Origin of the sequence: Tamlana sp. 2_MG-2023 (assembly GCF_030548465.1) — a bacterium.
GTDB lineage: Bacteria > Bacteroidota > Bacteroidia > Flavobacteriales > Flavobacteriaceae > Pseudotamlana.
In genome coordinates this window covers 171,251-196,976 of sequence record NZ_JAUOSF010000002.1, presented here as the reverse complement: position 1 = coordinate 196,976, position 25,726 = coordinate 171,251, and the positions used below count along the sequence as shown (strand labels likewise).

Sequence of the window (25,726 nt, the reverse complement as noted above, 5' to 3'; positions counted from 1 at the left end):
AATGAATAATTATGAACAAATTAATTTTTAGCGTGTATTAAACCTTCTTTTATATTAAGCCAAATAAAATTGAAAATAGATTTTGTTTTATCTCGCTCTATATCATGTCTTACCGCTTCAGAAAAAGAACTCTCACCTTTATTTGTTGTTTTTGGCACGAAAACATTAGCAATAGCCGATAAGAATTTATTCTTCTCGTGCTTATCCTTTCTGAGTACCTCCACACGAAGTCCATCAAATTTAGTTTTTAAATCTACAGACGAATGAGATGCTGTTCCATCAATCGTAAAATAAGTCTGATGTAAAACACCTTCAAACTTCACGTTTAAATTAGGCACTAAAAACTGATTTATATTTACAGCATGGAAAGGTCCTAAATCTGCTTTAAACAGAAAACGATCATAAATATTGTTGACATCAAATTCCCAATCGGTTTCTAACGGCGCTTCATCCATAAACTTTGAAGTTGTTTTAATAACCGTTTTTTCTCCTTCTGAGTAGGTATTACTAACATTAGTCAAATTGGCATTAAAATCTGTAAAATAAATTTCTCCTGGAACACCTTCATGATTTACACGTTCTTCATACTTTATCTTGGCATCCAAAATAACAACATCAACCAAATTAAGGTCAAAATTTAAGTCACGTATAACTTTACTAAACAGAGGTTTTGTAGTAAGATCATCAGCTACCAATTTATCTCTATAAACTACTAAGTCGAGCTTGTGTAGTTTTGTTTTTTCGGTGTGAAAATAAAAAACAGAATCATTTTTATAACCAAAATCAATTTGTTCCAGCCTTAACGAATCGAGTTTTAAATCGAAATAATCCTTTTCCTTTTTAAGGCGTTTAGACAGTTCCTTTTTGGTGTATTTCGTTTTGAAATGCAAGTCTTTGAAATGCGCAGCATGCTCTTTAAAGTGTACATCTGCTATGTATAAACGATCAAACTCCCCTACATTAAGCTGTATAGAATCAGCTATAACATCAAAATCATGAAACGTTACTGGTATTCTATGCTTTATGTTTGGTTTATGCGTAACATCTGTTATATTGAGTTTAAAATGTTTCACTGCAAACAAAAGTGAGTCATTGTTCTGATCCAATACTTGGGCACGTCCATTTAAAATTTTAACGACCTTTATGTTAACTTCTGGTGTTTCAGATATGCTGTATTCCCCTTCCGGTTTCTTTTTCTTACCAGCTTTGTAATAAGTAACTTGTGGTCCGTCTAAAGCCACCTCATCAATGTTAAGCTTATTACTAAAAACAAAATCTATATAATCAATATCTTCTATTAAAACTGAATTTAGGCTAAGCGTTAAGTCTGTTTTCTTTGAAACTTTATTATTTACCGAAATAGTAATATCCTTAAATTCAACAGTCCCCGAAGTCACATCTACAGAAATCGTTTCCGTTTCAACACTCACATGATCTGGTAAATTAGCTAATCCCTTTTCTATTTTTCCTTTTACTATGTAATTAGAAACAGGTATCGCTATAATAACTAAAATAACGACAAACACTAAGAGTACGATATATTTAAATTTCATGATATAAAGATATATATTCAATTCATATGAAAAACAATAATTTTAAATACCTTTAAAAACAAAAAACATGATAAATACACTAAATATATTTATAGTTCTCATTATTAGTCTATTATAAAAAACAACTTTGAGAACAGCTTTTTAGACAAATTTTACACGATTTAAATAGTATTTTTACAATGAATTCATTTTTAGATTTTTTTTCAAACCTAAGCTGGTGGGGCTGGTTATTTATAATTCTTGCTCTAGTTGCCATACGCGATGTCTTTTTTCAAAAGAAACACACCATAAGTCACAACTACCCTATTTTTGGTCATTTACGCTATCTTCTGGAAAGTATTGGCCCCGAAATGCGTCAATATTTTGTTGCCAACAACCGTGAAGAACTACCTTTTAACCGCATTGAACGCAGTTGGATTTATGCTTCAGCTAAAAAAGAAAACAACTATGAAGGTTTTGGTACCGATCGTGATATTTATAAGCATCAGCATATTTTCATCAATAATGCCATGATGGCGTTTAAACTTCCTGAAGACCACCCTAACCATGTAGATAAAACTTTTTTACCATGTGCTAAAGTCATAGGAGAATTTCATAAAAGACGTAAACCTTTTCGACCTGCTTCTGTGATTAACGTATCTGCAATGAGTTTTGGCTCTCTTTCCGCGAAAGCGATAGAATCCTTAAACAAAGGCGTTAAAATCGCGGGCGCTTACCACAACACCGGTGAAGGTGGTTTATCGCCACATCACAGCCATGGAGGTGATGTGATTTTTCATTTTGGAACTGGTTATTTTGGCGTTCGTGATGAACATGGCGGATTTTCTATGGAAAAAATGATAAAGCTGGTTGAGAGCAATCCGTTTATTCGTGCCATTGAAGTGAAACTTTCTCAAGGTGCTAAACCCGGAAAAGGCGGTGTTTTACCAGGTGCTAAAATCACCCAAGAGATTTCGGATATTCGTGGCGTACCTGTTGGAAAAGATGTGCTATCTCCTCCAAACCATAAAGCATTTTCTAACATCCCTGAAATGGTTGATTTTATTGAAAAAATTGCTGAAGCCACAGGGTTACCAGTAGGTATAAAAGCGGCTATTGGAAAACTAGAACAATGGGAAGAATTAGCCGACGTAATGATTACCACCGGAAAGGGCCCAGATTTTATTACTGTAGACGGTGGTGAAGGTGGCACTGGTGCAGCACCTCCTAGTTTTGCCGATCACGTTTCATTACCATGGGTTTATGGTTTTAGCGACTTATATAAATTATTTCAAAACAAAGGACTTTCTGAAGGACTTGTATTTATTGGCAGTGGGAAATTAGGGTTTCCTGCCAAAGCCGCTATGGCCTTCGCTATGGGGGCTGATTGTATTAACGTTGCAAGAGAAGCTATGATGAGTATTGGTTGTATTCAAGCACAAGTATGCCACACAAATCGCTGCCCTAGTGGTGTAGCAACACAAAGTAAATGGCTGCAAAGTGGCATCAATCCACCTTTAAAATCAGAACGTCTGGCGCAGTATTTTAAAACTTTTAGAAAGGAACTGATAGAAATTTCACATGCCGCAGGGTATGAGCATCCTTGCCAATTTACTATGAGTGATATTGAAATGAATATAGATGACCACAGTCTTTCCAATAAGCTGCACTCTACATTTGCCTATGAAAAAACCACTGTTCCTTTTTTAGGGATGCAAAATTTAAAAGATTGTTTATATTTGGGCAATCATCCTAAATCACAACATAAAAACTAACCACATCTTATGGAAGTCTCAAGAATTATCGACCTATTTTTATTTGCTATTCCTTCAATTATTACAGGATGTATTGCGTATTACTTTTTTAAAGAACACACAAAAAACGAAGATGGAAGAAGGCGTTTTCTGCTAAAAAAAGATTTACAGATAGAAACTATGCCTTTACGTTTACAAGCTTATGAGCGTATGGCACTCTTTTTAGAACGTATTTCACCTTCTAATTTATTAGTTAGAACAACACCAATAACCACTAGTAAAGAAGATTACGAATCGTTACTTATAAAAAGTATTGAACAGGAGTTTGAGCACAACTTATCGCAACAAATTTATATTAGTGACAAATGCTGGAATATCATTTCAACAGCTAAAAATGCGACGATTCAACTGATTAGAAAAGCGAATATGTCTGAAAAAGTAGATTCTGCAAACAAGCTAAGAGAAGTTATTTTAACTGAAATGATGGAACGTCCATCGCCTAGTGATGCTGCGCTTTCATTTATAAAAAGTGAAGTTTCTGATTTGTGGTAGATATTGGTTTATTTTGGTTGTTAGTTGATGGTTGAAAAAGTTAAATATTAAAGGTTAGAAATTAGTTAAAGTTTCAAATTGAGTCGCAGTTTTCAGTCTCAGTTACACGGTTAAACAAATAAACAGTTAACAAATTAGAGGCCAAACCTTAACATAAACCCCAATAGTCAAAATAAAAAAACTACTTATCCATTCGAAGTTCGTTGGATCTTGCTTCTTTACACTTTTCCTTAGCATAGTTATACCCTTTATCCCACCAGTCGGTCATTAGTTTTTTATTAAAAATTAGTGAGTTTTCAGTAAGTCTTGAAGGTGTATAATACAAATTAAGTTTAACATCTTTATTTCTAGCAGCTAATTTACCAATTAGGATGTCACTGCGTTCTACTTGGTCTAGCAAATGCCCAAACAGATTCAACATCAATGAATACGGGTTTTTACCCAGAACTTTATTGTATTGCATGTTTTCCGATTCTAGTATAATCGCATCAATCTCTGTGGCGCCTCTTAAAATCGCTTCACGAATAGGCACTACACAGCCAAAGGCACCATCGGCATATTCAAAGCCGTCTTTTTTCACCAAGGACATGAACGGAATATAGTTACAGGAAATCCAAACCCAATCGCAAAACTCTTCATAAGTGAAATCTTTTATCGACTTATACTCAACTATATTTTTAGATAAATTTGAAACTGTTACAACAACATCTTCCTTAGTTGCTCTAATTTGGTCGTAATACGCTTCCGTGAAATGCTTTCTGAAATAACGTCTTAGAGCTTTACTTTCCCCAAAGGTGCGCTTCATTTTAATAAATTGCCATAAGGAGTTTATAAAATCTATAGATACAAACTCACGATCGCCTTTTTTACGCACTACAAAAGGGTTTACACTAAATATATTGCTCTGATTAACGTTAGTAAATACCTCATGAATTTCATCAATTTTGCCAGCGGCTAAATGCGGAATAAGCATACTACCCGTAGATGTACCAAGATATAAATCGTAATTACGCTTTTCTTCCTTAATTAAATACTCTGCCACACCACCCGCGTATGCGCCTTTACTACCTCCTCCAGAAATTACTAATGCTTTCAAATTGAACTATTTATTTGTAAATATAAAATTATGATTGAAATAAAGAAACTTATTCTGCCTGTAACAGCTGTTTTGCAAACTTAGAAAACTGCCAGTTGTGATGCGTTTCAGCTTGTTTTAAGTTTTTCTGACACGCAGCCTTGCAAGCTCGAATTTGATTTAAATAAGCAAACGCATTCTGACGAATTTCAAAACCGTATTTCGGACTCGTATATTCAGTGAGTTCTTCAAAATAACGTGTGTTGTTTTCAGGTTCAAAATCTTCGGTAATTAAAGCAAGTGTTAACCAAAGAATGCGCACATTTTTATCATTAAACCCCTCAACACCTTTGGTTTGTTTTAAATACAATTTATTATCATTCGGAAAATTACTCCATAAATTATACAATGCCGCTTCAATTGTAGCATAGGATTTATCTTGAAGTAAAGATTCGTAATCTATTCTCATTCCTGAAGGTATCGTTGATACAGACTGCGCTATTGCCTGTCGTTCCTTAATTGATTTTAAGTTAAAAACCGATTTAGGAACATTTCCTTCTAACTGCCTAATTACTTCTGTATTGATATATGGGTTTTCCGAAGATTCTAAAAATTCTTGACAGTTCACCTTCGAAGCTTGACAATCTAATTTTAAAAATGCTTTATAGCCCTTAAAGTTCTTTCTTAAATAGGTTTCAATAATTTCATAATGAAATTTTTCAGATTTAAGCCAAACATCAACAAAATCAGACAAATTCTTGCCGCTAGAGGCTTCAATTTCACTAATAAAATCGTTTGTTTCAACATTTTTAAACTGGTATTTATCCAAATAGTTTTTCACACCCTTTTTAAAGTCTTTCTCCCCTACTTTATCATACAACAACGTGAGCACCCAAGCGCCTTTTTTATAAAATGTGGTACTACTCGATTTCGGATCTAAAAGCGCTGTGCTTCTTCCTGCTTTATCTTGATCTAGCAACTCTTGAGCATACTCGTAAAGCTTGTATTGATAATAATCCTCACCAAATACTTCGCGCTCCGCTAACAATGCATAATAAGTCGCAAATCCTTCTTGAAGCCAATGGTGTGTTCCTGAAGTTTCAGTAACCAAATCACCAAACCACTGATGCGCCAATTCATGCGCATTCACGTTTACATAGTTTTTATCAATAAAAGCAGTTTCATCAATTAAAAAGGCATCTGAAAAAATAGTTGCACTCGTGTTTTCCATCCCAGCATAAAGAAAATCTTTTACAGGCACTTGTTTATAATTTTGCCATGGATAAGGCACTCCTATCTCTTTCTGAAGAAAATCAAAAATGCGTTGCGTATGCCTGTATGTTGGCTCGAATTTACCATCTTCATTAGGATAATAATACATATCTAAAGGCACCCCGTTACGAGAAAGCGTTGTTTTTTTTACATATTTACCAATTGCAAAAGCGACCAAATAGCTAGACATGGGTTTTCGCATATCAAATTCCCAAGTAGCCTTTTCTCCAGAAATGATTTTATTTATTAGTTTTCCGTTAGCGATAACCTCATAAGCTTTATCGAAAGTGATGCTTAGATCAAACTCCACCTTCTCGGTCATATCATCGAAACTAGGCAGCCAATTACTAGTGTATTTCCCTTGACCCTGTGTCCAAATCTGACGATTACCCCCAAGATATTCCCAGTCTATAAAATAAAGGGCTTTTTTCGGACTTGTCTCCCAAGTGATTTCTAATTTATGAGAAGTATTTGCTTTAAAAGCATTCTTGATAATTAGTTGTTTTCCATTGTAATCGCCTACTTCTAAATTTTCATCTAAAATAGCCGTTATGTTTTCAAAATTTTGAGCATCTAAAAACACAGAATCAACATCTTTTAAAACGTCAAATTCGTAAGCAACCACACCTTTTACTTCTTTAGCTAATAAATCTCCAAAAGAAATTTCAGCCTGAGCCCTTTTAAAGTCAACAACACTTGTTTGCTGAGAAAAAGTCAAGCCCGTGCTTAACAAAACAATAATAAGTAGGATTCTGTTCATAAATTTGAAGGCTGAAAGAAATACCAAAATACATAAAATTTAGGAATATTAAGGAGATGTATTAAACAGCTGATACCTCCTTAAAAAAACTTTAGAACGTTTAGTCAGACCCTTCAGGTTTTGAAAACCTGAAGGGTTTCATTACGTTAACTTAAATAACATAGAAACCTATTAAAACAAAAAAAAAAAAAACACTTCCATCTCATTTTTCAATTTGATGAAAGTGTTTTTGTAGAAGTGTTAGATGTCCTCTAAAATATATTGAACAAGCCTTAAAAACTATGAAACTCAATTAAATTCGCTTCAAAGTATTGATCACCAAGCCTGGTTAACAAGTTTTTAATCACGTTACTATCTCCTTTTACCGCTATAGCTGAATACCCAATATCATTAAGTTTCCCTAATCTTAAATCGGCGATATTGATGTTTTTAGAAGCTAATGCTGAAAGTAAAATCAGTAAAACTCCAGGTGAATTTCTATGCTTAGTAAGAATCACTTTTTCACTTAAAGCCAAGTTTAAAGCAACGCCATCCATTTCTAATAAATAAACACCTTGACTGTAATAGTTTGGCAATTCAGCATTCTCTTGGTATATAAGTTTACTAAAGACTCCTGAATCGGTTCCATTAATAAAATCAATAGCGCTTTTAACATTTCCGTTGTCTTCGCTAAGTGATAAAAAAGCTTCTGCAGTACCGTTTTTATTTGATCTTAAACGGGCCGTTTCCACATTAATCCCTTCCGAAGCTAATGTATTAAACAGCGAAGAAATCACTCCTGGCTGATCTAAATGCTCAGAAAATAACCCATTCACCTTTCTTCCTGACATTTTAGGAATTTCATCCGTTACCGTTATCGATTTACCCCATTTTCTGATACGAATGGCGTTATAATCACCCATTCCGGTAGAATTCTTATATAAATCAACAAACTCTAAAAAAGATCCTCCAAACGAAAAGTCTGGAATAATACGTCTTTCAGTTTCATCTAAACGCTGATTTAACAACTCAATCCCTTTATTTAAAACCGTATATTTTACTTTTAATTCATGATCGTCATAAATGGTACGGTTTTCAGGAATTAATTTCGAATAACTCACATAGCTTTCATAACCAGCTTCCTGAATATACTCTAAACTTTCCTTGTAGTTTAATCCATAATAACGCACGTGATGCGTATCTGTTCCAACACAAACTGGAATTTGAAGCTGATGCGCGCGACGTAAAATACTCTGCACCGGATACACGCCAACACCTTTAAACTTCCCAGCCATATTAACATCTAAAGACAAGTTTCTATCGGCAATAAGCTCTAAAAGTGTTCTGAATTTATTAGCCAATGGGTGTGAACTCGTTTCAAAATTCACCAAAGCTTCAGGCATATCAACATTTAGTTTTGGTAAATCAATATGACCAATAATTTGAATCATATCTCCAAAACTTTCAATCATTTGGATCATTTCGTTGAAATAACCATCCCAATACGCTTCCAAACTACCTCTTAATTTCAGTAATTCTTGCGCTTCCTCCTTAGAGCCGTCATATGGTAATCCTTCAGGAGCAAAATGTACTGAACCAATAACATAATCGGCATCTTCAGCTTGAAAAATCTTAGAGCGACTCCATTGTAAACCTATTTCAGGCCCCATCCATTCTAGCTCAACACCAAATTTAATGTTAATCTTCCCTGCATATTTTTTGCGCAAATTAGCAATACGCTTTGGGTAATTTAAATACGATCTGTTACCGCGAATAAATTTTACATTCGTATCCTTTTCAGCAGTATATCTAAAATTTGTTAAACGTGGCGAGTGAATAATAAAAGTAATACTCGGATTATTCGCTTCTATGGCTTTATCAATAATATCTTCTAACTTATCGATACCATGCTTAACATGATCTTGTTCGGTACCAGCATGAATACCATGCGTTTCCCATATAAATTCGTTGAGTTTTCTCATCAATCAATATAACTTTAAAATCGTCTATTTTTAAGAACAACAAATTTAACCATTGCAATATAATTATTAACTAAAACTTAATGCTTTTAGCTAAATTTTATAAAGACTTGCCAATTATCGTTAATAATTTTCAAAACCAAAGGAGATATTAAGAATTCAATAAACGTTTTATTTTTAATGAAAATGATTAAATTCGCCCATTATGTCTATTAACCTACAAACTCCCATAGATTATCTAAAAGGCGTAGGCTCAAGTCGAGCGGATTTATTACGCAAGGAGCTGGGCATTCACACTTATCAAGATTTAATCAATTTATTTCCAAACAGATATATAGACCGTACGCGTTATTACAAAATCAACGAATTGCAGCCTAATAATGCTGATGTTCAAATTATTGGTAAAATTACAGGGTTTAAAGAAGTGGCTCAAAAACGCGGTAAACGTTTGGTTGCTACTTTTCAAGATGACACTGGCACCATGGAATTGGTATGGTTTCGAGGTCAAAAATGGATTCGAGAGCGCTTAAAAGGAAATACACCCTATGTGGTTTTTGGAAAAGCTAGCTCCTTTGGCGGAAAATTTAACATCGCACACCCTGATGTAGAATTGCTAGAGGACCATGAAAAGAATTTACGATCGGCTTTACAAGCTATTTATCCTTCTACTGAAAAATTAGCAAACCGAGGAATTAGCAATCGAGTTTTAAGTAAAATCATGCAGCAATTATTTATAGATTCTGGTGGAAATTTTGCTGAAACTTTGCCTGAAAGTTTACGTTCAGAATTGAAATTAATTAGCAAATCTTCGGCACTTTTTAACGTGCATTTTCCGAAGAGTCCGGAGCTGCTTTCCAGAGCACAATTTCGATTAAAATTTGAAGAATTATTTTATATTCAGCTGCAATTAATTATTAAAAATTTAGTTCATAAATCGAAGATAAAAGGACTGCCTTTTAATAAAGTGGGAAACTATTTTAACACCTTTTTTAAAGAGCAATTACCCTTCAATTTAACAGGTGCACAAAAACGTGTTTTAAAAGAAATTCGTGCCGATTTAGGAAGCAATGCCCAAATGAATCGCCTTTTGCAAGGTGATGTGGGTTCTGGAAAGACCATTGTAGGATTCATGTCAATGCTCATGGCGCTTGACAACGGTTTTCAAGCCTGTTTAATGGCGCCTACTGAAATTTTGTCAGTCCAGCACTATAACGGATTACTTGATATGTGTAATAAATTGAGTATCAGTATTTCAATATTAACTGGTTCAAGTAAAACTTCAGAAAGACGAAAAATTCACGAAGCACTCGAAAATGGTGAATTACAGATATTAATTGGTACACATGCCATCCTTGAAGACAAGGTGAAATTTAAAAATTTAGGCCTCGCTATTATCGATGAGCAGCATCGTTTTGGGGTTGCCCAAAGAAGTAAATTGTGGAAGAAAGGCCCTCCTCAATCCTCCAACGGAGGGGCTTCCATCCCACCCCACATTCTCGTGATGACGGCAACACCAATTCCGCGTACTTTAGCCATGTCGGTTTATGGTGATTTAGACATCTCAATAATCGATGAATTACCCCCCGGAAGGAAGTCTATAAAAACGGTGCATCGCTATGATAAAAACCGCTTAAATGTTTTCCGATTTATTCGCGATGAAATTTCAAAAGACCGTCAAGTGTATATCGTTTATCCGTTAATTCAGGAAAGCGAAAAAATGGATTATAAAGATTTAATGGATGGCTACGAAAGCATTTCTAGAGACTTCCCTATGCCTGAATATCAAATTTCAATTGTACACGGACAAATGAAACCAGCAGACAAAGAATTTGAGATGCAGCGTTTCATAAAAGGTGAAACTCAAATTATGGTCGCCACTACCGTTATAGAAGTGGGCGTGAATGTCCCAAATGCTTCAGTCATGATTATTGAAAGCGCCGAACGCTTTGGCTTATCGCAACTACACCAATTAAGAGGCCGTGTGGGTCGTGGTGCCGAACAAAGTTATTGCATTTTAATGACTAGCCATAAATTAAGTACTGATAGTAAAACCCGCTTAGAAACCATGACCAAAACAAACGACGGTTTTGAAATTGCTGAAGTTGACCTGCGATTACGTGGTCCGGGTGACATTATGGGGACCCAACAAAGCGGTGTATTAAACCTTAAAATAGCTGATATTATAAAGGATAATGATATACTCCAACACGCTAGATATCATGCTAAAAACATACTAAAAATAGATCCTAAGCTAGTACAAGCAGATCATCAGGTTGTTTTAAACACCTATAAACAACTTACCAAGTTTAAAAACATTTGGAATTACATTAGCTAATTCCTCAAATACAGCGTTTATAACTACTTTTACAAAAAAATAAAAACACATGCTCGGTTTAAAATTAGCTACAGACCCAAGATGGGTAAATATTGTAGAATCTAACATTGAAGAAATCCTTACAGATCATGCGTGGTGCGAACAAAAAGCAGCCACCAACGCGATAACCATAATTACCTTAAACTCTGAACACACCGATTTAGTTACGGAGCTCCTTGAACTAGCCAAAGAGGAATTGGAGCATTTTCAGATGGTACATGATATCATTAAAAAACGTGGTTACACCTTAGGTCGAGAACGCAAAGACAGCTACGTTAACGAGCTCTATAAATTCATGAATAAAGGTGGAAACCGCGTACAAAGTATGGTTGACAGGCTATTATTTTCCGCCATGATTGAAGCCAGAAGTTGCGAACGCTTTAAACTACTTTCGAAAAGAATTAAAGACCCTGAACTTTCTAAATTTTATCATGATTTAATGATTAGTGAAGCTGGACATTACACCACGTTTTTAAAATTTGCGCGTCAATACGGTCAAGATGTGGATGTTGATACACGTTGGAAGGAACTTATTGATTTTGAAGCCAAGGTGATTCAGAATTATGGCAAAAGCGAAACGATTCATGGGTAATTATATCTTTTTAACCTATTAAAAACAGTTCGTTTTATATGATTCTACTAACTTCTATTGTTTTGATTTCTACCCTCCTGTTTTTTATCTGGAAACATAAAAACAATAATAAATGGAAAAAACCAACAAAATCATTTCCTGAAGCATGGCGATTTATATTAATTGAAAAAGTAAATTTTTACAACACACTAAGCACTACTGAGCAAACAAAATTTGAATACCAAGTTCAAGAATTCTTACTAAACTGCAAAGTAACCGGTATAAAAACAACAGTTAATATCACCGATAAAATACTTGTAGCTTCAAGTGCTGTTATTCCTGTTTTCGGCTTTGACCATTGGACCTATACCAATATAAATGAAGTACTTATTTATCCGAATTCCTTTAATAAAGATTATAAAATAGAAGGTGAAAATAGATTTGTTTTAGGCATGGTTGGCACAGGCTCTATGAACGGCATAATGATTCTTTCAAAACAAGCCTTACATCTTGGTTTTAAAAACGATACAGACAAGAAAAACACGGCCATCCACGAGTTTGTCCATTTAATTGATAAAACAGGAGGCCCAATTGATGGTGTTCCATCGGTACTTATGGAAAAACAGTTTGCCATCCCGTGGATTGACTTAATCAACAAAGAAATTGAAGAGATTTATAAAGGTACATCAGATATAAACCCTTACGGCGGCACCAATAGAGCCGAATTTTTTTCTGTAACTAGTGAATACTTTTTTGAACGACCTAAACTACTTAAAAGAAAACACCCGGAATTATATGCCCTTTTGGAAAAAATATTCAATCAAGATATGGCATCCAGAAACTTACAAAAGAAAGTGTATCAAACACAACGAAATAGCCCCTGCCCCTGTAATAGTGGTAAAAAATTCAAAAAATGCTGTGGTAAATAAATATAGCTAACAACGCATTCTTTTCTTCCAATCCATCTCAAAGAGAATGATTAACTTTGCAATTCTCAAATCCTAGAGGCTATATTAAAGCATGATTCATATTCATCAAAAAACATTACAAGATTTAGAATTTCAAACGGTTTTACAACAAGTTAGCGAGCACTGCATTACGCCACTTGGCCATCAAAAAACCCTTGAAATCTCACCATATAAAAAGAAAGAAGAACTTCTTTTTGCATTGCAATTGACCCACGAATATGTGGCTTCTTTTTATAATGATAACCGTATACCAAACCATGGTTTTGATGCGATTACCAAAGAACTACAGCTTTTAAACATTGAAAACACTTTTTTAGAAGTTCATGGTTTAAAGAAAATAGTTGCTATGTCTACAACTGTGAATGACATTGCGATTTTCTTAAAGAAATTTGAAGAATATTACCCGAATCTATATCAGTTTGCTTCACACATTGAAGTTACTAAACTTCTAATTGAAAAAGTAGACGCTATTGTTGATCGTTTTGGAGATATTAAAGACAACGCATCGGCTCTATTATTTGAATTACGCCAGTCTCTTAATAAAGTAAAAGGTAAAATTAATGCGAGTTTCAGCACCGCTTTAAACACCTATCACAGTCTAGAATATCTTGATGATATTAGAGAATCTGTAGTAGACAACAAACGTGTATTAGCCGTAAAAGCCATGTATCGCCGTAAAGTTAGAGGTGCTATTATGGGAGGCAGTAAAACAGGGAGCATCGTTTATATTGAACCTGAAACCACTTTACAGCATACCCGTGAACTCAATAATTTAGAATACGAAGAGCATGAAGAGATTGTTCGTATTTTAAAGGAGGTAACCGATTATATTCGTCCGTTTTTACCTTTATTAGAAGACTATCAAAACTTTTTAATTAATATTGATGTGGTTTCCGCGAAAGCGAAATACGCACAATCCATGAATGCTATTCTTCCTGAATTGTCTGAAGAAAAAAGCATGTATTTACGAGATGCCTATCATCCTATTCTATATTTGAACAACTTAGAAAAAGGACAAAAAACATTTCCACAAACGGTTGAATTAAAGGAAAACAGTAGAATTATTGTTATTTCTGGTCCAAATGCCGGAGGAAAAAGTATCACCTTAAAAACGGTAGGTTTATTGCAAGTGATGCTTCAAAGTGGCATGTTAATTCCTGTGCATGAACGCAGTAAGGTTTGTTTGTTCGACAGAGTTTTAAGTGATATTGGTGATAATCAATCCATTGAAAATCATTTAAGTACCTACAGCTACCGTTTAAAACAGATGAATTATTTCTTAAGAAAATGTAACAAGAACACTCTTTTCTTAATTGATGAATTCGGAACAGGATCTGATCCTGAACTTGGTGGTGCTTTAGCGGAGACTTTTTTAGAAGAATTTTATCATCGTGAAGCTTTTGGAATTATTACAACCCACTACTCCAATTTGAAGATTCTGGCTAATGAAATGCCGCACATGCTCAACGCGAACATGCTTTTTGATGAACGTACCCTAGAACCACTTTTTAAATTGGTTATCGGTCAAGCCGGAAGTAGTTTTACCTTTGAAGTTGCTCAGAAAAACGGCATTCCTTACGGCTTAATAAACCGTGCTAAAAAGAAGATTGAACGTAGTAAAGTCCGTTTTGACGCTACCATTGCTAAACTTCAGAAAGAACGCTCTAAACTTGAAAAAACAGGACAATCTTTAAAGCAAAACGAAAAGAAGAAACTTGAAGAAGCCGATAAGTTAGAAGAAATAAACGCTAAAATTCAGAAGAAACTTGAAAGCTATCAAGAATTGTATGATAGTAATCAGCGCTTGATTTATCTCGGACAAAAAGTTAATGATATTGCTGAAAAGTATTTCGAAAACAAACAAAAGCGTGAACTCATGTCGGAGCTTTTTAAAGTGGTTCAGATAGAAAACTCAAAACGCAAAAAGGTTACAGCTAAGCAGAAAAAGGTTATTAAAGCCAAAGAACAAAAGGTAAAACAAGAAGCTGAAAAGAAGGTTGAAGTGATTCGTGAAAAGAAAAAAGTAGCGAAACAAAAAGCTATTGCCGCTCCTAAACCTAAGCCTACTTTAAAGCTTGGAGACCGTGTTCGCATGGAAGACGGCCGCGCCATTGGTACTATAGATAAGATTGAAAAAAACAAAGCTGTTGTGAATTACGGTATGTTTACGACTAATGTAAGCATGGATCAACTCGAACTGGTTGAAGCAAAAAAATGATCGATTTACCAAAACATAAACAACTGATACTTTTTGATGGGGTTTGCAACCTTTGCGACAGTTCAGTGCAATATGTTATAAAACACGACCATCAAAACAAGTTTTTGTTTACCGCGTTACAAAGCGCTGTTGGTAAAGAAATTATTGAAGCCTATAATATCGATGTGAATAAAACCGATTCCATTTTACTGTATTCTCCCGAAAATGGTATTAAATATAAATCTACGGCAGCCTTAAAAATCGCTACACAACTTGGTTTTCCTAGAAATTTAATGGGTGTATTTTTAATCGTTCCCGCATTTGTCAGAAATTGGGTTTATGACTTTATAGCCAAAAACCGTTATAAGTGGTATGATAAAAAGGAGGCTTGTATGATTCCTACGCCAAAATTAAAAAGTAAATTCTTAGAGTAACTTATTCTCTTACCAAGCTCCCCCACTCGGTCCATGAGCCGTCGTAAACCGAAATATTATTATACCCTGAAATAGTAGCTCCTAATGCCAAAACACAGGCCGTAATACCCGAGCCACATGAGAAAATAATAGGCTCATCTTTTTTAGCTAGTTTTTGGAATGCTTTTTCTATGTCTGCCTTAGATTTTAATTTCCCTTCGGAAAGTAAATCTGTAAATGGTAAATTCACCGAATTAGGAATGGTACCCATACGTAAACCCTCTTTAGGTTCAGGAACTTTACATTGGTATCTTTCGGAAGCCCGAGCGTCAATAATGGTATGCGATTTGTTTTCTGAAGCCGTTTTAACATTCTTAAAAAACTGCATAAAACCAGGTTGTAATTCTGCATTAAAATCACCTAACCCTCCTTTGTATGCAGTTGCTTTTTCCAAAACATAATTGGCTTTTTTCCATTCAGGGAATCCACCATTTAAAATCGCTATATTTTCATATCCAAAAGCTTTAAACAACCACCAAACACGGGCGCTTGAATAAATCCCTTTATCATCATAAACTATAATAGCCGAGTCATTATTGATGCCCAACTGACACGCCTCCTCTTGAAATTGAGCTTCAGAAGGAAACGCACTAGGAAAAGGATCAGCCACATTGCTGAACTTCTGTTTAATATCAAAAAATCGAGCTTTTGGAATTTGTTCTGAAGTTTCATCAAAAACCTTGGCAATGGTACCATCTAAAATAATAAGATTAGAAGCATCCCTATTTTGAAATAACCATTCTACAGAAACAACAGGTTCTACAATATTTATTTTATCAGACATAATTTAACGTATTAACACTTAGCTACTTTTTCACTCCGCTCTACTTAACTACTATTCTACTTTTATATACAGCCACCTCACTACTTAACCACTTCTCTCCACACAGCTACTCCACTACTTAACAGCCTCATACCCATCATCCCAATTTTCAGGCTTCGGGTCATGTAATTTCCCTAAAGATTTCGCTACCAACATAGACACTGTAGCATCACCAGTAACATTCACCACCGTTCTTAGCATATCTAGAGGTCTATCGACGGCAAAAATTAATGCGATTCCAATTGGTAATAATTCTGCAGGAAAGCCTATAGATTCCAACACAATCACTAACATTACTAAACCTGCGCTTGGTACTGCAGCACTTCCAATAGAAGCTAATAACGCCGTTGCGATAATCACCAATTGATTAGAAAAAGTTAAACCATCAGGCCAAATAACCTGCATAATAAAAACTGCAGCAATCCCTTGATACAAACTCGTACCATCCATATTTACTGTTGCGCCAACAGGCAGAACAAACCCAGACACCTCTTTATCTACACCCAAATGCTCTTCAACACGTTCCATAGTTACAGGTAAGGTTGCTGCGCTACTACTTGTAGAAAAGGCTAATAATTGCGCCGGACTTATTTGTTTTAAAAACCACATTGGCGATTTTTTTACGTAAACACCAATTAAAAGGAGGTAGAAACAAATCATAAGTAATAATCCGCCAATAACACAAAGAGAATATAAAACAAGTTTAATCAGGATTTCCACGTCGTCGAAAGCAATAATAACGTTTGCTAATAATGCAAATACGGCATAAGGCGCAAAAAGCATGATTAAATCAACCATTTTCATGACCACATCGTTTAGCGATTCAAAGAAATCTACCAAAGGCTTGGCTTTCTTTTCTCCAATTAACAACAAGCAAACACCCACAAATAATGCGAAAAATATAATTTGAAGCATAGAAGCTTCTGCAAAAGATTGAAAAATATTACTTGGAAAAATATCAACTAGCGCTTGTAATGGACCAGCATCTTTTTGAGCATTGGCTTTCATTAACTTATCGGTAACACCTGCATCATTTTCGTATTTCAGCTTAATTTTTTCAATGGTGTCTTGTGGCATACCTTCTCCTGGTTTTACCAGGTTTACGATACTCAAACCGATAACAATAGCCACTAAAGTGGTTGCTATATAAATTCCGAGGGTGCGTAAACCCATTGATCTTATTTTGGAAATATCCTTTAAATCTGAAATCCCTTTAATCAAAGACGCCAAAATTAAAGGTACTGCGATGAGTTTAAGAAGATTTATAAATATGGTCCCGAAAGGCGCAACCCAGTCGGTTACAAAACCTTTACCGCCATCAATGGAATTCATGATAAAGCCAAAAATGACTCCTAAAAACATTCCAATTATAATCTTCCAGTGCAGTGCTAATTTTTTCATATGCTATTTTGGTGGTTTATCAACTGCCAAGATAAGTATTTTTGAAAATTTTAGAATTCTAAACCTTATAAATCTATGAATTTGGGTTGAATTGATTTTAAATTGAAAGAAGAATTAGGTTTAATTTACCTATTAATTATAAAAACAAAAAGTAATTAAACGTAAAGAATAATCGCTAAGTCTTGTTATCAGTACAAACGTCACCCTGAACTCGTTTCAGGGTCACACAAAAATGATATAATTATCTATTAATCAACAACCTAATATTTATAGATTTTTTTTAACTTAAAGCGTACAAAAACTATCAATCTCTAAAAAAAACATGGAAAAACTAAATAACATACATCCTGGCGAGATTTTGAACTTTGAATTTCTTGAACCTCTTGAAATTTCGGCTTACCGCCTATCAAAAGATTTAAAAATACCGCAAACCAGGATTTCGGAAATTATAAAAGGAAAACGAAGAATTACCGCCGATACAGCATTGCGCCTGAGTAAATATTTTGGTAATTCAGCTAAATTCTGGCTCGGACTTCAAGATGATTATGATATTGAAGAAGAACAGCTTAAAAAACAAGTGGTATTAAACGACATCAAACAGCACGATAGCAAAAACGTGGCTTAAGGCTCAAAATTCGCAAACAAGCCTAGCCCCGATTGAAACGGCATCCTTTTTTGTGCCTATTCCGAAACTCGAATGAAGTACTGATTTTAGATATTAGCAGACACATGAAGTCTAGTAATAAACAAAATCAGCACAAAAAAGATATAGTGTAAAGCGGGAAATAGCTTCTAATGATACATCTTATTAATTAAGAAGAAATCGGCTATCACTAAGGCTGCCATAGCTTCAACAATAGGCACGGCGCGTGGTACAACACATGGGTCATGACGTCCTTTACCTTGCATTTCAACAGTGTTTCCTTCTTTATCGATGGTTTCGTATTTCTGAATAAGTGTCGCAACGGGTTTAAATGCTACGTTGAAATAAATATCCATACCGTTGCTTATCCCACCTTGAATACCACCAGAAAAGTTCGTTTTTGTGGAACCGTCGTTGTTGAATTTATCGTTATGGTCGCTTCCGTACATGGTGCTTCCTTCAAATCCGCTTCCGTACTCAAAACCTTTTACCGCATTGATTGAAAGCATAGCTTTTCCTAATTCGGCGTGTAATTTATCGAAAACAGGCTCGCCAAGACCTGCAGGAACATTTTTAATCACACAGCTTACAATACCACCAACGGTATCCCCTTTTCCGCGAACTTCCTTGATATAACCTTCCATTTTAGCAGCCATATCTTGGTCTGGACAACGCACGATATTGGATTCTACTTTTGTAAGGTCTAACGCGTTGTATGGCTTGTCTAATTTCATAGCACCAACACCAGAAACATAGGCTGTAAACTCAATGTTTTTTAGCATTTGTTTGGCAATGGCACCAGCAACGACGCGACATGCAGTTTCTCGCGCAGAACTGCGTCCGCCACCACGGTAATCACGAATACCGTACTTTTTATCGTATGTATAATCGGCGTGACTCGGACGGTAACTGTCCTTTATATGTGAATAATCGTGAGATTTCTGATTGGTATTCTCAATCACAAAACCAATTGAAGTTCCTGTGGTAACGCCTTCAAAAATTCCTGAATGAAATTTTACCGTATCAGGCTCTTTACGTTGTGTAACAATGGCAGATTGCCCTGGTTTACGTCTATTTAACTCATTTTGTATCGCTTCTAAATCTAATTCGATTCCAGAAGGACAGCCATCAATAACACCGCCTAATGCAGGTCCGTGAGATTCACCGTAAGTGGTTAGGTTAAATAGTTTTCCGAAGGAATTTCCAGCCATAATAAATATTTTTTGCTAAAGTAAATCTATTCTTAGAAATACGAAAACTAAAAAGCAATTGGATAAGCATTAGTAGTAAAAATTCACATAACGATAATTTAACAATATTCTCATAATTAGGTAATTGTGAGGTAATACCTAAGTAACACTAAAGTGTTTTATTTATGTAAATAAATTAAACTCCTTGGTTATTAAAAGAAAAATAGAGATTGCAGTTATTTCAGATGTCCATTTAGGCACCTATGGTTGTCACGCCAAACACTTATTGACTTACCTGAACAGTATAGCACCTAAGAAACTTATTCTTAATGGTGATATTATTGATATTTGGCAGTTTAGTAAACGTTACTTTCCTAAACCACATCTAAAGGTAATTAAAAAAATCATGTCTATGGCCGCTAACGGTGTTGAAGTGATTTATATTACTGGAAATCATGATGAAATGCTTAGAAAATTTAGCGATACCACGATTGGAAACATCTCTATTGTTGATAAATTGGTATTAGAGCTTGACGGAAAAAAAGCTTGGTTTTTTCATGGTGATGTGTTTGATATTTCAATCCAGAACGCCAAATGGCTCGCTAAACTTGGCGGGTACGGTTACGACCTACTCACCTTACTTAACAAAATGGTAAACTGGTATTTAGAAAAACGTGGCAAGGAACGTTATTCGTTATCTAAAAAAGTGAAAAACGGCGTAAAAGGCGCCATTAAATATGTTAATGATTACGAAAAAGTGATTGCCGAAATTGCTATTGAAAATGGTTATGACTACGTGATTTGCGGACATATACACCAGCCAAAAATGTCTTACATAGAAACAAAACTTGGAAACACTACCTATTTAAATTCTGGTGATTGGGTAGAAAACTTCACAGCTTTAGAATATCAATTTAAACGTTGGAAAATTTACAATTTTAGTCAAGATAAACTGGCCCCGTTTATTGTTCACGATGATTTTGCTGAAATGGAAGTTAAAGACCTCATTGCAGCCATTACTATTGTTGGTCAAGAACAAAAGGTAAAATTGTAACTTTAAATCAAAGCTTCTTTTAAAATCGTTATTGGGTGTTTGGCTTCGCGTTGGGCGCCATCTTTAATTTGATGTCTGCAACTGGTACCATTTGCCGCAATAATAGTATCTGCTGAAGCCTTTCGAACTGCTGGAAGCAAGGTTTGTTCGGCTACATTCATGCTTACCTCGTAATGCTCTTTCTCGAAACCAAAACTACCAGCCATACCACAACAACCACTTGGAATTATTGTTGCTTTATAATTTACTGGAAGATTTAATAATTTGAAGGTTGACAATTGATTACTCAACGCTTTTTGATGACAATGTGAATGAATTTTAACTGTTTTAGAATCTGATTTAAATTGTTTTACTGAAAAATGACCTTTTTCAAGTTCTTGAAGTAGAAAATCTTCAATAATATAAGTGTGTTTAGCTATCTTTTTTGCTGATTCAACATCGTTGGCCAGCATTAAATATTCATCCTTAAAGGTATAAATAGCTGAAGGTTCTACACCTAGTAAAGGCGTTTCTTCTGATATTAAATCTTTAAATGCAGCAACATTATTGATAGCACATTGTTTTGCTTGATCTAAAAATCCTTTTGAAATGAAAGCACGACCAGATTCGTCATGTTTTACAAATTGAACTTTATAGTTTAATGCTTCTAATAAAGCAATAGCATCTACACCAATTGAAGATTCTAAAAAATTGGTAAACTCATCAACAAATAAGTAAACCGTTTTGATATATTTTTTTGTTGATGACGCTGGTTCAAGGTTTTTAATATGGTTGTTTAAACTTTTAGACGCTAATAAAGGCATGCTTCTATCTGCTGCAATTCCTAAAGTCTTTTTTATTAAACCTGACGTGAACTTATTTTTAAAAAAGAAATTGGTTAAACTTGGTAATCGAGAAGCATATTGATTCACTCTATTGTTATATGCAAACAATTTGGTACGTAAATCTGTGCCGTTTTCTTTTTGATATTGGTATAAAAACTCTGCTTTCATCACTGAAATATCCACCGTACTCGGACATTCATTCAAACACGCTTTACAGCTCAAACATAAATCGAGAACCTCTTTTAACTCCTCATGATTGAAAGGGTTTTTACCAGCTTCGGTGTTCGTTAAAAACTCCCGCAAGGCATTGGCACGTGCACGGGTACTGTCTTTTTCATTTAGAGTAGCTCTGTAACTCGGACACATGGTTCCTCCCATTTCTGGAGATTTTCGGCAATCACCACTTCCGTTACATTTTTCCGCTTGGCGTAAAATACCTTCTGAATGTGAAAAATCTAAAAGGGTTTCAATTTCTGGTTCTTTGCGATCGGTTTCGTATCGTAAAGCTTCATCCATAGGAAAAGCATCTACTATTTTACCTTGGTTAAATATATTCTCAGGATCGAAAACGGTTTTTATACGTTTTACAATGTTATAATTTTCCTCACCTATAATTAAGGGAATAAATTCAGCACGAACAATGCCATCACCATGCTCTCCAGACATGGAACCGCCGTATTTTTTTACTAAATGTGCCACATCGGTAGTAATTTTCCTGAAGAGTTTTACATCTTCACTCACTTTCAAATTCAGAACAGGTCGTAAATGCAGCTCCCCTGCTCCGGCATGGGCATAGTAAATCGCCTTTTGATTATAACCATCCATGATGGCCGTGAAATCATTAATATAATTGGCAAAATCAGGTAAAGTCACTGCGGTATCTTCAATACAGGCAGCAGATTTTGTATCTCCAATAATATTTCCGAGTAATCCTAAGCCTGCTTTTCTAAGTTCAATGGCTTTATCGATGTCTTCGTCAAAAAGAATGACGTTCGCATAACTTAAGCCTTCCTTAGTCAAATCACCCATTAAACGATTTGCGGCTTCCAAAACATCTTCTCGGTTATTAGCTTTAAGCTCGCACATTAAAATGGCTTCGGGGTCATCAACTATAAACTGCCTGTTTTCTTGCTGCTTCAAATTGTTTTTTGTGCAATCTAAAATGGTTTTATCCATCATTTCACACATGTATAAATGATGCTTCATACAGGTAGTCACAGCGGTTAAAGAATCTTCAATAGACTTGAAATGTGCTGCCACCATAATGCGTTCACTTGGTGGTAAAACGTCTAATTTTAAAGTGATTTCGGTTGTAAAAGCAAGCGTGCCTTCACTTCCTGATAGTAGTTTGCAGAAGTTGAATGGTTCATTAGAAGCTTCAAAAACTTCAGAATCAATCAACATATCTAAAGCATAGCCTGTATTTCTTCGGTGTATTTCTGGTTTTGGAAAATTGTCATGTATTTGCTTTTGAACGGCTTCCCCTGATAATTCCTTATAAATTGTTTTATAAATGGTTCCTTCTAAAGATTTTAATGCTTGTTTTTCTTTGAACTCTCGAGCTGTTAATTCTCCAAAAATGGCATCATCTCCATTACTTAAAATGGTTTTTAATTCTAAAACTTTATCGCGCGTAACACCAAATTGTATGGAGGTTGTTCCCGATGAATTATTTCCAACCATACCACCAATCATGCATCGATTTGAGGTAGATGTATCTGGAGAAAAGAATAATCCGTAAGATTTTAAAAACAAGTTTAATTCATCTCTAACCACTCCAGGTTGGACAGTTACCGTTTTTTCTTTTTCATTAACACTTATAATTTTAGTAAAGTGTTTTGAGACATCAACCACGATACCATCACCAACACATTGTCCGGCCAAAGATGTTCCTGCTGTTCTAGGAATTAAAGTAGTACCTGTTTCTTTTGCAAAAGCAATGAGTTTTTTAATATCATTAGCATTTTTAGGGTAAGCGACCGCTTGGGGCAATCGTCTATATACAGAAGCATCGGTAGCATAAATGGCCTTAATTAAATCATCAAAAAACAATTCTCCGGATAATTCCGCTTTTAAAGTACTTAATGTCATATAGATATAAAATATAGTGTCATTACAACGAGAAACTCAAAGCTATATAGGCAAGGAATTACGTATAACAGTTAAGAAATATACTGAAATTAAGTATATTTATCTTAATTAATTAAACTTAAGAACTTATGAAAAAATTTACATTACTATTTGTTTTTACCCTGGTGCTAACCGCATCAAGCGTATTTGGACAAGCGAGAAAAGAATTAAACTTTGGCTTAATTGGCGTTAATTATGAGATCCCTGTACATAAAGACATCACAATTGCACCCGCGGTAGCTACCGATTTTGATTTAGACTGGATAAACCTCGGGGTTAGAGGTAATTACTATTTTGACAACCTTTTTGGGATCACTGATGATGCTTGGGATGTATATGCTGGAGCTAATGCCGGTTATGCTTTTTACACTGGTCATGATCATGACCATGACCACAGCAATTTTGATGTTGGTTTACAAGTTGGAGGACGATGGTTCTGGAACGAAAAATGGGGTGTTTACGCAGAATTAAGTGGTGGTAACATTGTAGGTGTTCTACCTGCTATTGGGGTCACCATGAAACTATAATTTGATAACAATCGAATAAAAAGATTACATTTTTAATGTAGTCTTTTTTTTTGTGCTATATTTTCCTTTATACCCTAAAAAAATACTTTTTAATAAAACAAAATTCTAAAAACTACAGTCCAATAACCTACCATATTGTTAAATATTTCTATATTTAATTACTATTCTAAATATAAAAACAATGAATGCAAACAAATTTTTGATTCTATTATTAGCCGTTATAACTTTAACGTGTTGTAAAGATAATAAAGGACAAAATCAAGTAGCAGAAGAAGCAAGCACCGTTACTAAAACAGAACCTACAGAAACGGCAAGCAACATTGATGTCTCCGGAAACTACGTTACAGACGACTATAATAAACGAAGTGAAGGCCACGATTGGGTGGCTATAATAGTTAATCAAATTAGTGATAATGCGATTAGTGTGAAAGTTCGATCTCGAGCAGACAAAAAAAGAGGCACATGTACTTTCGATACAAGAGCTAATAAAAAAGATGATACAGCCTATGCCGCAAATATTAGTGGAAAAACGGTGCTATTTACTTTTAAAAAAGGTATTATAAATATCACTACTGAAAATCCAGCCGATGAAGCTGCGCTTTTCTTCTACTGTTCTGGAGGAGCAACTTTTGCCGGAGATTATTCTAAATTGAATGGAGATCTTGATGCTTCTCAAATCGACAAAACTTTATATTCGAAAGTATTAATTTTACAGGATATTGGTTTTAATATTTCTGCAATTGATAAAAAAGGCAAAACTGAATTAACCGTAAATGCTTTTGGTTTAAAAGAAAACCATGGTAACCCACAGGTTGTAACTTTTAAAGGCGATGTTGTTGATGCCGAAGTGGAAGATTTAGATTCAGACGGTTCTCCAGAACTGGTTGTCTATACCGAATCTAATGGTTACGGTAATGTTTTAGCCTTTTCTACTCTTAAAAAGAACTCGATAATCCCAGTGTACTTTCCTCCTACTAGCGAAAACACTAAAATCAATGAAGGATATAAAGGGCAAGATGAATTTTCTTTAGTTGAAAACACTCTAGCACAACGTTTCCCTACAGATAGAGGCTCTAAACAAGTGATCTACAGGTTAGTAAATGGTGAAGCTGGTAAAAACTTTGAAATGACTAACGTTTCAGAATTCTAATAAAGAACACTTAACACAAAAAAAGCGCCAAATTACTGGCGCTTTTTTTGTGTTCTAAATTTAACTTTAAATAATTACCTTTATAACTCATAAAAATCTAAACACCATGAAACTAGGCGCATTCTCTATAAGTTTAAACGTAAAAGATCTCAAAATATCACAGGCCTTTTATGAAAACCTTGGGTTTTCTGTCTTTGCTGGTCGTCTAGAAATGAATTACCTTATAATGAAAAATGGCAATGCTTTAATAGGGTTATTCCAAGGCATGTTCGAAAATAATATTTTGACCTTTAACCCTGGGTGGGATGAAAACACAAATACTTTAGACGATTTTGATGACATTAGAACCATTCAAGACCATTTGAAAAAGAATAACATTGCTTTAAATAGTGAAGCTGATGTAAACACAACAGGACCCGCAAACATCATTTTAACCGATCCTGATGGTAATACTATTTTAATTGACCAGCATATTTAGATGCTAAGCACCTTCATAAG

20 protein-coding genes are annotated in these 25,726 nt (G+C 34.9%); 12 read left to right on the top strand and 8 right to left on the bottom strand.

Annotated elements, in window-relative coordinates:
* Nucleotides 1–20: 20 nt before the first annotated feature.
* On the bottom strand, nt 21–1,553 hold the full coding sequence (locus tag Q4566_RS03910) for a hypothetical protein (RefSeq protein ID WP_303418462.1): 1,533 nt from the start codon (nt 1,551–1,553) through the stop codon (nt 21–23).
* A gap of 179 nt (nt 1,554–1,732) precedes the next feature.
* Between Q4566_RS03910 and Q4566_RS03905 the strand changes: the two genes are divergently transcribed.
* Entirely contained in the window at nt 1,733–3,307 is a 1,575-nt protein-coding gene (locus Q4566_RS03905; protein ID WP_303418459.1) for an FMN-binding glutamate synthase family protein, read from the top strand.
* Nucleotides 3,308–3,316: 9 nt separating this feature from the next.
* On the top strand, nt 3,317–3,838 hold the full coding sequence (locus Q4566_RS03900) for a hypothetical protein (RefSeq protein ID WP_303418458.1): 522 nt from the start codon (nt 3,317–3,319) through the stop codon (nt 3,836–3,838).
* Between the two features lie 181 nt (nt 3,839–4,019).
* On the opposite strand, the gene Q4566_RS03895 is transcribed toward Q4566_RS03900, so the two are convergent.
* From Q4566_RS03895 to Q4566_RS03885, 3 genes are all read right to left on the bottom strand, one after another.
* The gene (locus Q4566_RS03895) at nt 4,020–4,934 is read right to left on the bottom strand and encodes a patatin family protein (protein ID WP_303418456.1); all 915 of its coding nucleotides are present in this window, start codon (nt 4,932–4,934) and stop codon (nt 4,020–4,022) included.
* Nucleotides 4,935–4,983: 49 nt separating this feature from the next.
* Nucleotides 4,984–6,945: a M1 family metallopeptidase gene (locus Q4566_RS03890; protein WP_303418455.1), complete on the bottom strand. Its 1,962-nt coding sequence runs from the start codon at nt 6,943–6,945 to the stop codon at nt 4,984–4,986.
* 272 nt (nt 6,946–7,217) lie between these two features.
* Nucleotides 7,218–8,906 (bottom strand): histidinol-phosphatase HisJ family protein, encoded by a 1,689-nt coding sequence (locus Q4566_RS03885; RefSeq protein WP_303418452.1) that lies wholly within the window; start codon nt 8,904–8,906, stop codon nt 7,218–7,220.
* A gap of 202 nt (nt 8,907–9,108) precedes the next feature.
* On the opposite strand from Q4566_RS03885, the gene recG reads away from it, so the two are divergent.
* The 5 genes from recG to Q4566_RS03860 all read left to right on the top strand — a co-directional run bounded on the left by recG (nt 9,109) and on the right by Q4566_RS03860 (nt 15,447).
* Nucleotides 9,109–11,238, top strand: a complete 2,130-nt coding sequence (recG, locus tag Q4566_RS03880; RefSeq protein WP_303418449.1) for an ATP-dependent DNA helicase RecG — start codon at nt 9,109–9,111, stop codon at nt 11,236–11,238.
* Nucleotides 11,239–11,287: 49 nt separating this feature from the next.
* Entirely contained in the window at nt 11,288–11,869 is a 582-nt protein-coding gene (locus tag Q4566_RS03875) for a tRNA-(ms[2]io[6]A)-hydroxylase (protein WP_303418446.1), read from the top strand.
* 38 nt (nt 11,870–11,907) lie between these two features.
* Nucleotides 11,908–12,777: a zinc-dependent peptidase gene (locus tag Q4566_RS03870; RefSeq protein ID WP_303418443.1), complete on the top strand. Its 870-nt coding sequence runs from the start codon at nt 11,908–11,910 to the stop codon at nt 12,775–12,777.
* A 91-nt stretch (nt 12,778–12,868) separates the two neighbouring features.
* Nucleotides 12,869–15,034, top strand: a complete 2,166-nt coding sequence (locus Q4566_RS03865) for an endonuclease MutS2 (protein ID WP_303418441.1) — start codon at nt 12,869–12,871, stop codon at nt 15,032–15,034.
* Nucleotides 15,031–15,447 carry a thiol-disulfide oxidoreductase DCC family protein gene (locus Q4566_RS03860; protein ID WP_303418437.1) on the top strand — a complete coding sequence of 139 codons (417 nt, stop codon included), beginning with the start codon at nt 15,031–15,033 and terminating at the stop codon, nt 15,445–15,447. The genes Q4566_RS03865 and Q4566_RS03860 overlap by 4 nt, the downstream gene beginning before the upstream one ends.
* A 1-nt stretch (nt 15,448) precedes the next feature.
* On the opposite strand, the gene Q4566_RS03855 is transcribed toward Q4566_RS03860, so the two are convergent.
* Complete coding sequence (locus Q4566_RS03855; RefSeq protein WP_303418434.1) at nt 15,449–16,270, bottom strand: sulfurtransferase; 822 nt, start codon at nt 16,268–16,270, stop codon at nt 15,449–15,451.
* 114 nt (nt 16,271–16,384) lie between these two features.
* Nucleotides 16,385–17,710, bottom strand: a complete 1,326-nt coding sequence (locus Q4566_RS03850) for a dicarboxylate/amino acid:cation symporter (protein WP_303418431.1) — start codon at nt 17,708–17,710, stop codon at nt 16,385–16,387.
* Between the two features lie 322 nt (nt 17,711–18,032).
* On the opposite strand from Q4566_RS03850, the gene Q4566_RS03845 reads away from it, so the two are divergent.
* On the top strand, nt 18,033–18,335 hold the full coding sequence (locus Q4566_RS03845) for a HigA family addiction module antitoxin (protein ID WP_303418428.1): 303 nt from the start codon (nt 18,033–18,035) through the stop codon (nt 18,333–18,335).
* A gap of 167 nt (nt 18,336–18,502) precedes the next feature.
* Here the strand turns inward: Q4566_RS03845 and aroC are convergent, their stop codons facing one another.
* Nucleotides 18,503–19,564 (bottom strand): chorismate synthase, encoded by a 1,062-nt coding sequence (gene aroC / locus Q4566_RS03840; protein ID WP_303418426.1) that lies wholly within the window; start codon nt 19,562–19,564, stop codon nt 18,503–18,505.
* Nucleotides 19,565–19,748: 184 nt separating this feature from the next.
* Between aroC and Q4566_RS03835 the strand changes: the two genes are divergently transcribed.
* Nucleotides 19,749–20,597 (top strand): UDP-2,3-diacylglucosamine diphosphatase, encoded by an 849-nt coding sequence (locus tag Q4566_RS03835; RefSeq protein ID WP_303418424.1) that lies wholly within the window; start codon nt 19,749–19,751, stop codon nt 20,595–20,597.
* Between the two features lie 2 nt (nt 20,598–20,599).
* On the opposite strand, the gene Q4566_RS03830 is transcribed toward Q4566_RS03835, so the two are convergent.
* Nucleotides 20,600–23,512, bottom strand: coding sequence for an FAD-binding and (Fe-S)-binding domain-containing protein (locus Q4566_RS03830; protein WP_303418421.1), 2,913 nt, complete (start codon nt 23,510–23,512; stop codon nt 20,600–20,602).
* A gap of 128 nt (nt 23,513–23,640) precedes the next feature.
* Here Q4566_RS03830 and Q4566_RS03825 point away from each other — a divergent pair, with 128 nt between their 5' ends.
* The 3 genes from Q4566_RS03825 to Q4566_RS03815 all read left to right on the top strand — a co-directional run bounded on the left by Q4566_RS03825 (nt 23,641) and on the right by Q4566_RS03815 (nt 25,706).
* Nucleotides 23,641–24,078 carry an outer membrane beta-barrel protein gene (locus tag Q4566_RS03825; protein ID WP_303418419.1) on the top strand — a complete coding sequence of 146 codons (438 nt, stop codon included), beginning with the start codon at nt 23,641–23,643 and terminating at the stop codon, nt 24,076–24,078.
* Between the two features lie 181 nt (nt 24,079–24,259).
* Nucleotides 24,260–25,228, top strand: a complete 969-nt coding sequence (locus tag Q4566_RS03820) for a hypothetical protein (RefSeq protein WP_303418416.1) — start codon at nt 24,260–24,262, stop codon at nt 25,226–25,228.
* A gap of 106 nt (nt 25,229–25,334) precedes the next feature.
* Nucleotides 25,335–25,706 (top strand): VOC family protein, encoded by a 372-nt coding sequence (locus Q4566_RS03815; protein WP_303418414.1) that lies wholly within the window; start codon nt 25,335–25,337, stop codon nt 25,704–25,706.
* Nucleotides 25,707–25,726: the final 20 nt, after the last annotated feature.

Excerpts from the sequence above, each read along its gene's own strand:
- aroC (WP_303418426.1), bottom strand. The coding sequence starts at position 19,564 with ATGGCTGGAAATTCCTTCGGAAAACTATTTAACCTAACCACTTACGGT.
- recG (WP_303418449.1), top strand. The coding sequence starts at position 9,109 with ATGTCTATTAACCTACAAACTCCCATAGATTATCTAAAAGGCGTAGGC.
- Q4566_RS03870 (WP_303418443.1), top strand. The coding sequence starts at position 11,908 with ATGATTCTACTAACTTCTATTGTTTTGATTTCTACCCTCCTGTTTTTT.
- Q4566_RS03845 (WP_303418428.1), top strand. The coding sequence starts at position 18,033 with ATGGAAAAACTAAATAACATACATCCTGGCGAGATTTTGAACTTTGAA.
- Q4566_RS03830 (WP_303418421.1), bottom strand. The coding sequence starts at position 23,512 with ATGACATTAAGTACTTTAAAAGCGGAATTATCCGGAGAATTGTTTTTT.
- Q4566_RS03820 (WP_303418416.1), top strand. The coding sequence starts at position 24,260 with ATGAATGCAAACAAATTTTTGATTCTATTATTAGCCGTTATAACTTTA.
- Q4566_RS03875 (WP_303418446.1), top strand. The coding sequence starts at position 11,288 with ATGCTCGGTTTAAAATTAGCTACAGACCCAAGATGGGTAAATATTGTA.
- Q4566_RS03815 (WP_303418414.1), top strand. The coding sequence starts at position 25,335 with ATGAAACTAGGCGCATTCTCTATAAGTTTAAACGTAAAAGATCTCAAA.
- Q4566_RS03905 (WP_303418459.1), top strand. The coding sequence starts at position 1,733 with ATGAATTCATTTTTAGATTTTTTTTCAAACCTAAGCTGGTGGGGCTGG.
- Q4566_RS03885 (WP_303418452.1), bottom strand. The coding sequence starts at position 8,906 with ATGAGAAAACTCAACGAATTTATATGGGAAACGCATGGTATTCATGCT.
- Q4566_RS03910 (WP_303418462.1), bottom strand. The coding sequence starts at position 1,553 with ATGAAATTTAAATATATCGTACTCTTAGTGTTTGTCGTTATTTTAGTT.
- Q4566_RS03855 (WP_303418434.1), bottom strand. The coding sequence starts at position 16,270 with ATGTCTGATAAAATAAATATTGTAGAACCTGTTGTTTCTGTAGAATGG.
- Q4566_RS03865 (WP_303418441.1), top strand. The coding sequence starts at position 12,869 with ATGATTCATATTCATCAAAAAACATTACAAGATTTAGAATTTCAAACG.
- Q4566_RS03825 (WP_303418419.1), top strand. The coding sequence starts at position 23,641 with ATGAAAAAATTTACATTACTATTTGTTTTTACCCTGGTGCTAACCGCA.
- Q4566_RS03860 (WP_303418437.1), top strand. The coding sequence starts at position 15,031 with ATGATCGATTTACCAAAACATAAACAACTGATACTTTTTGATGGGGTT.
- Q4566_RS03890 (WP_303418455.1), bottom strand. The coding sequence starts at position 6,945 with ATGAACAGAATCCTACTTATTATTGTTTTGTTAAGCACGGGCTTGACT.
- Q4566_RS03900 (WP_303418458.1), top strand. The coding sequence starts at position 3,317 with ATGGAAGTCTCAAGAATTATCGACCTATTTTTATTTGCTATTCCTTCA.
- Q4566_RS03850 (WP_303418431.1), bottom strand. The coding sequence starts at position 17,710 with ATGAAAAAATTAGCACTGCACTGGAAGATTATAATTGGAATGTTTTTA.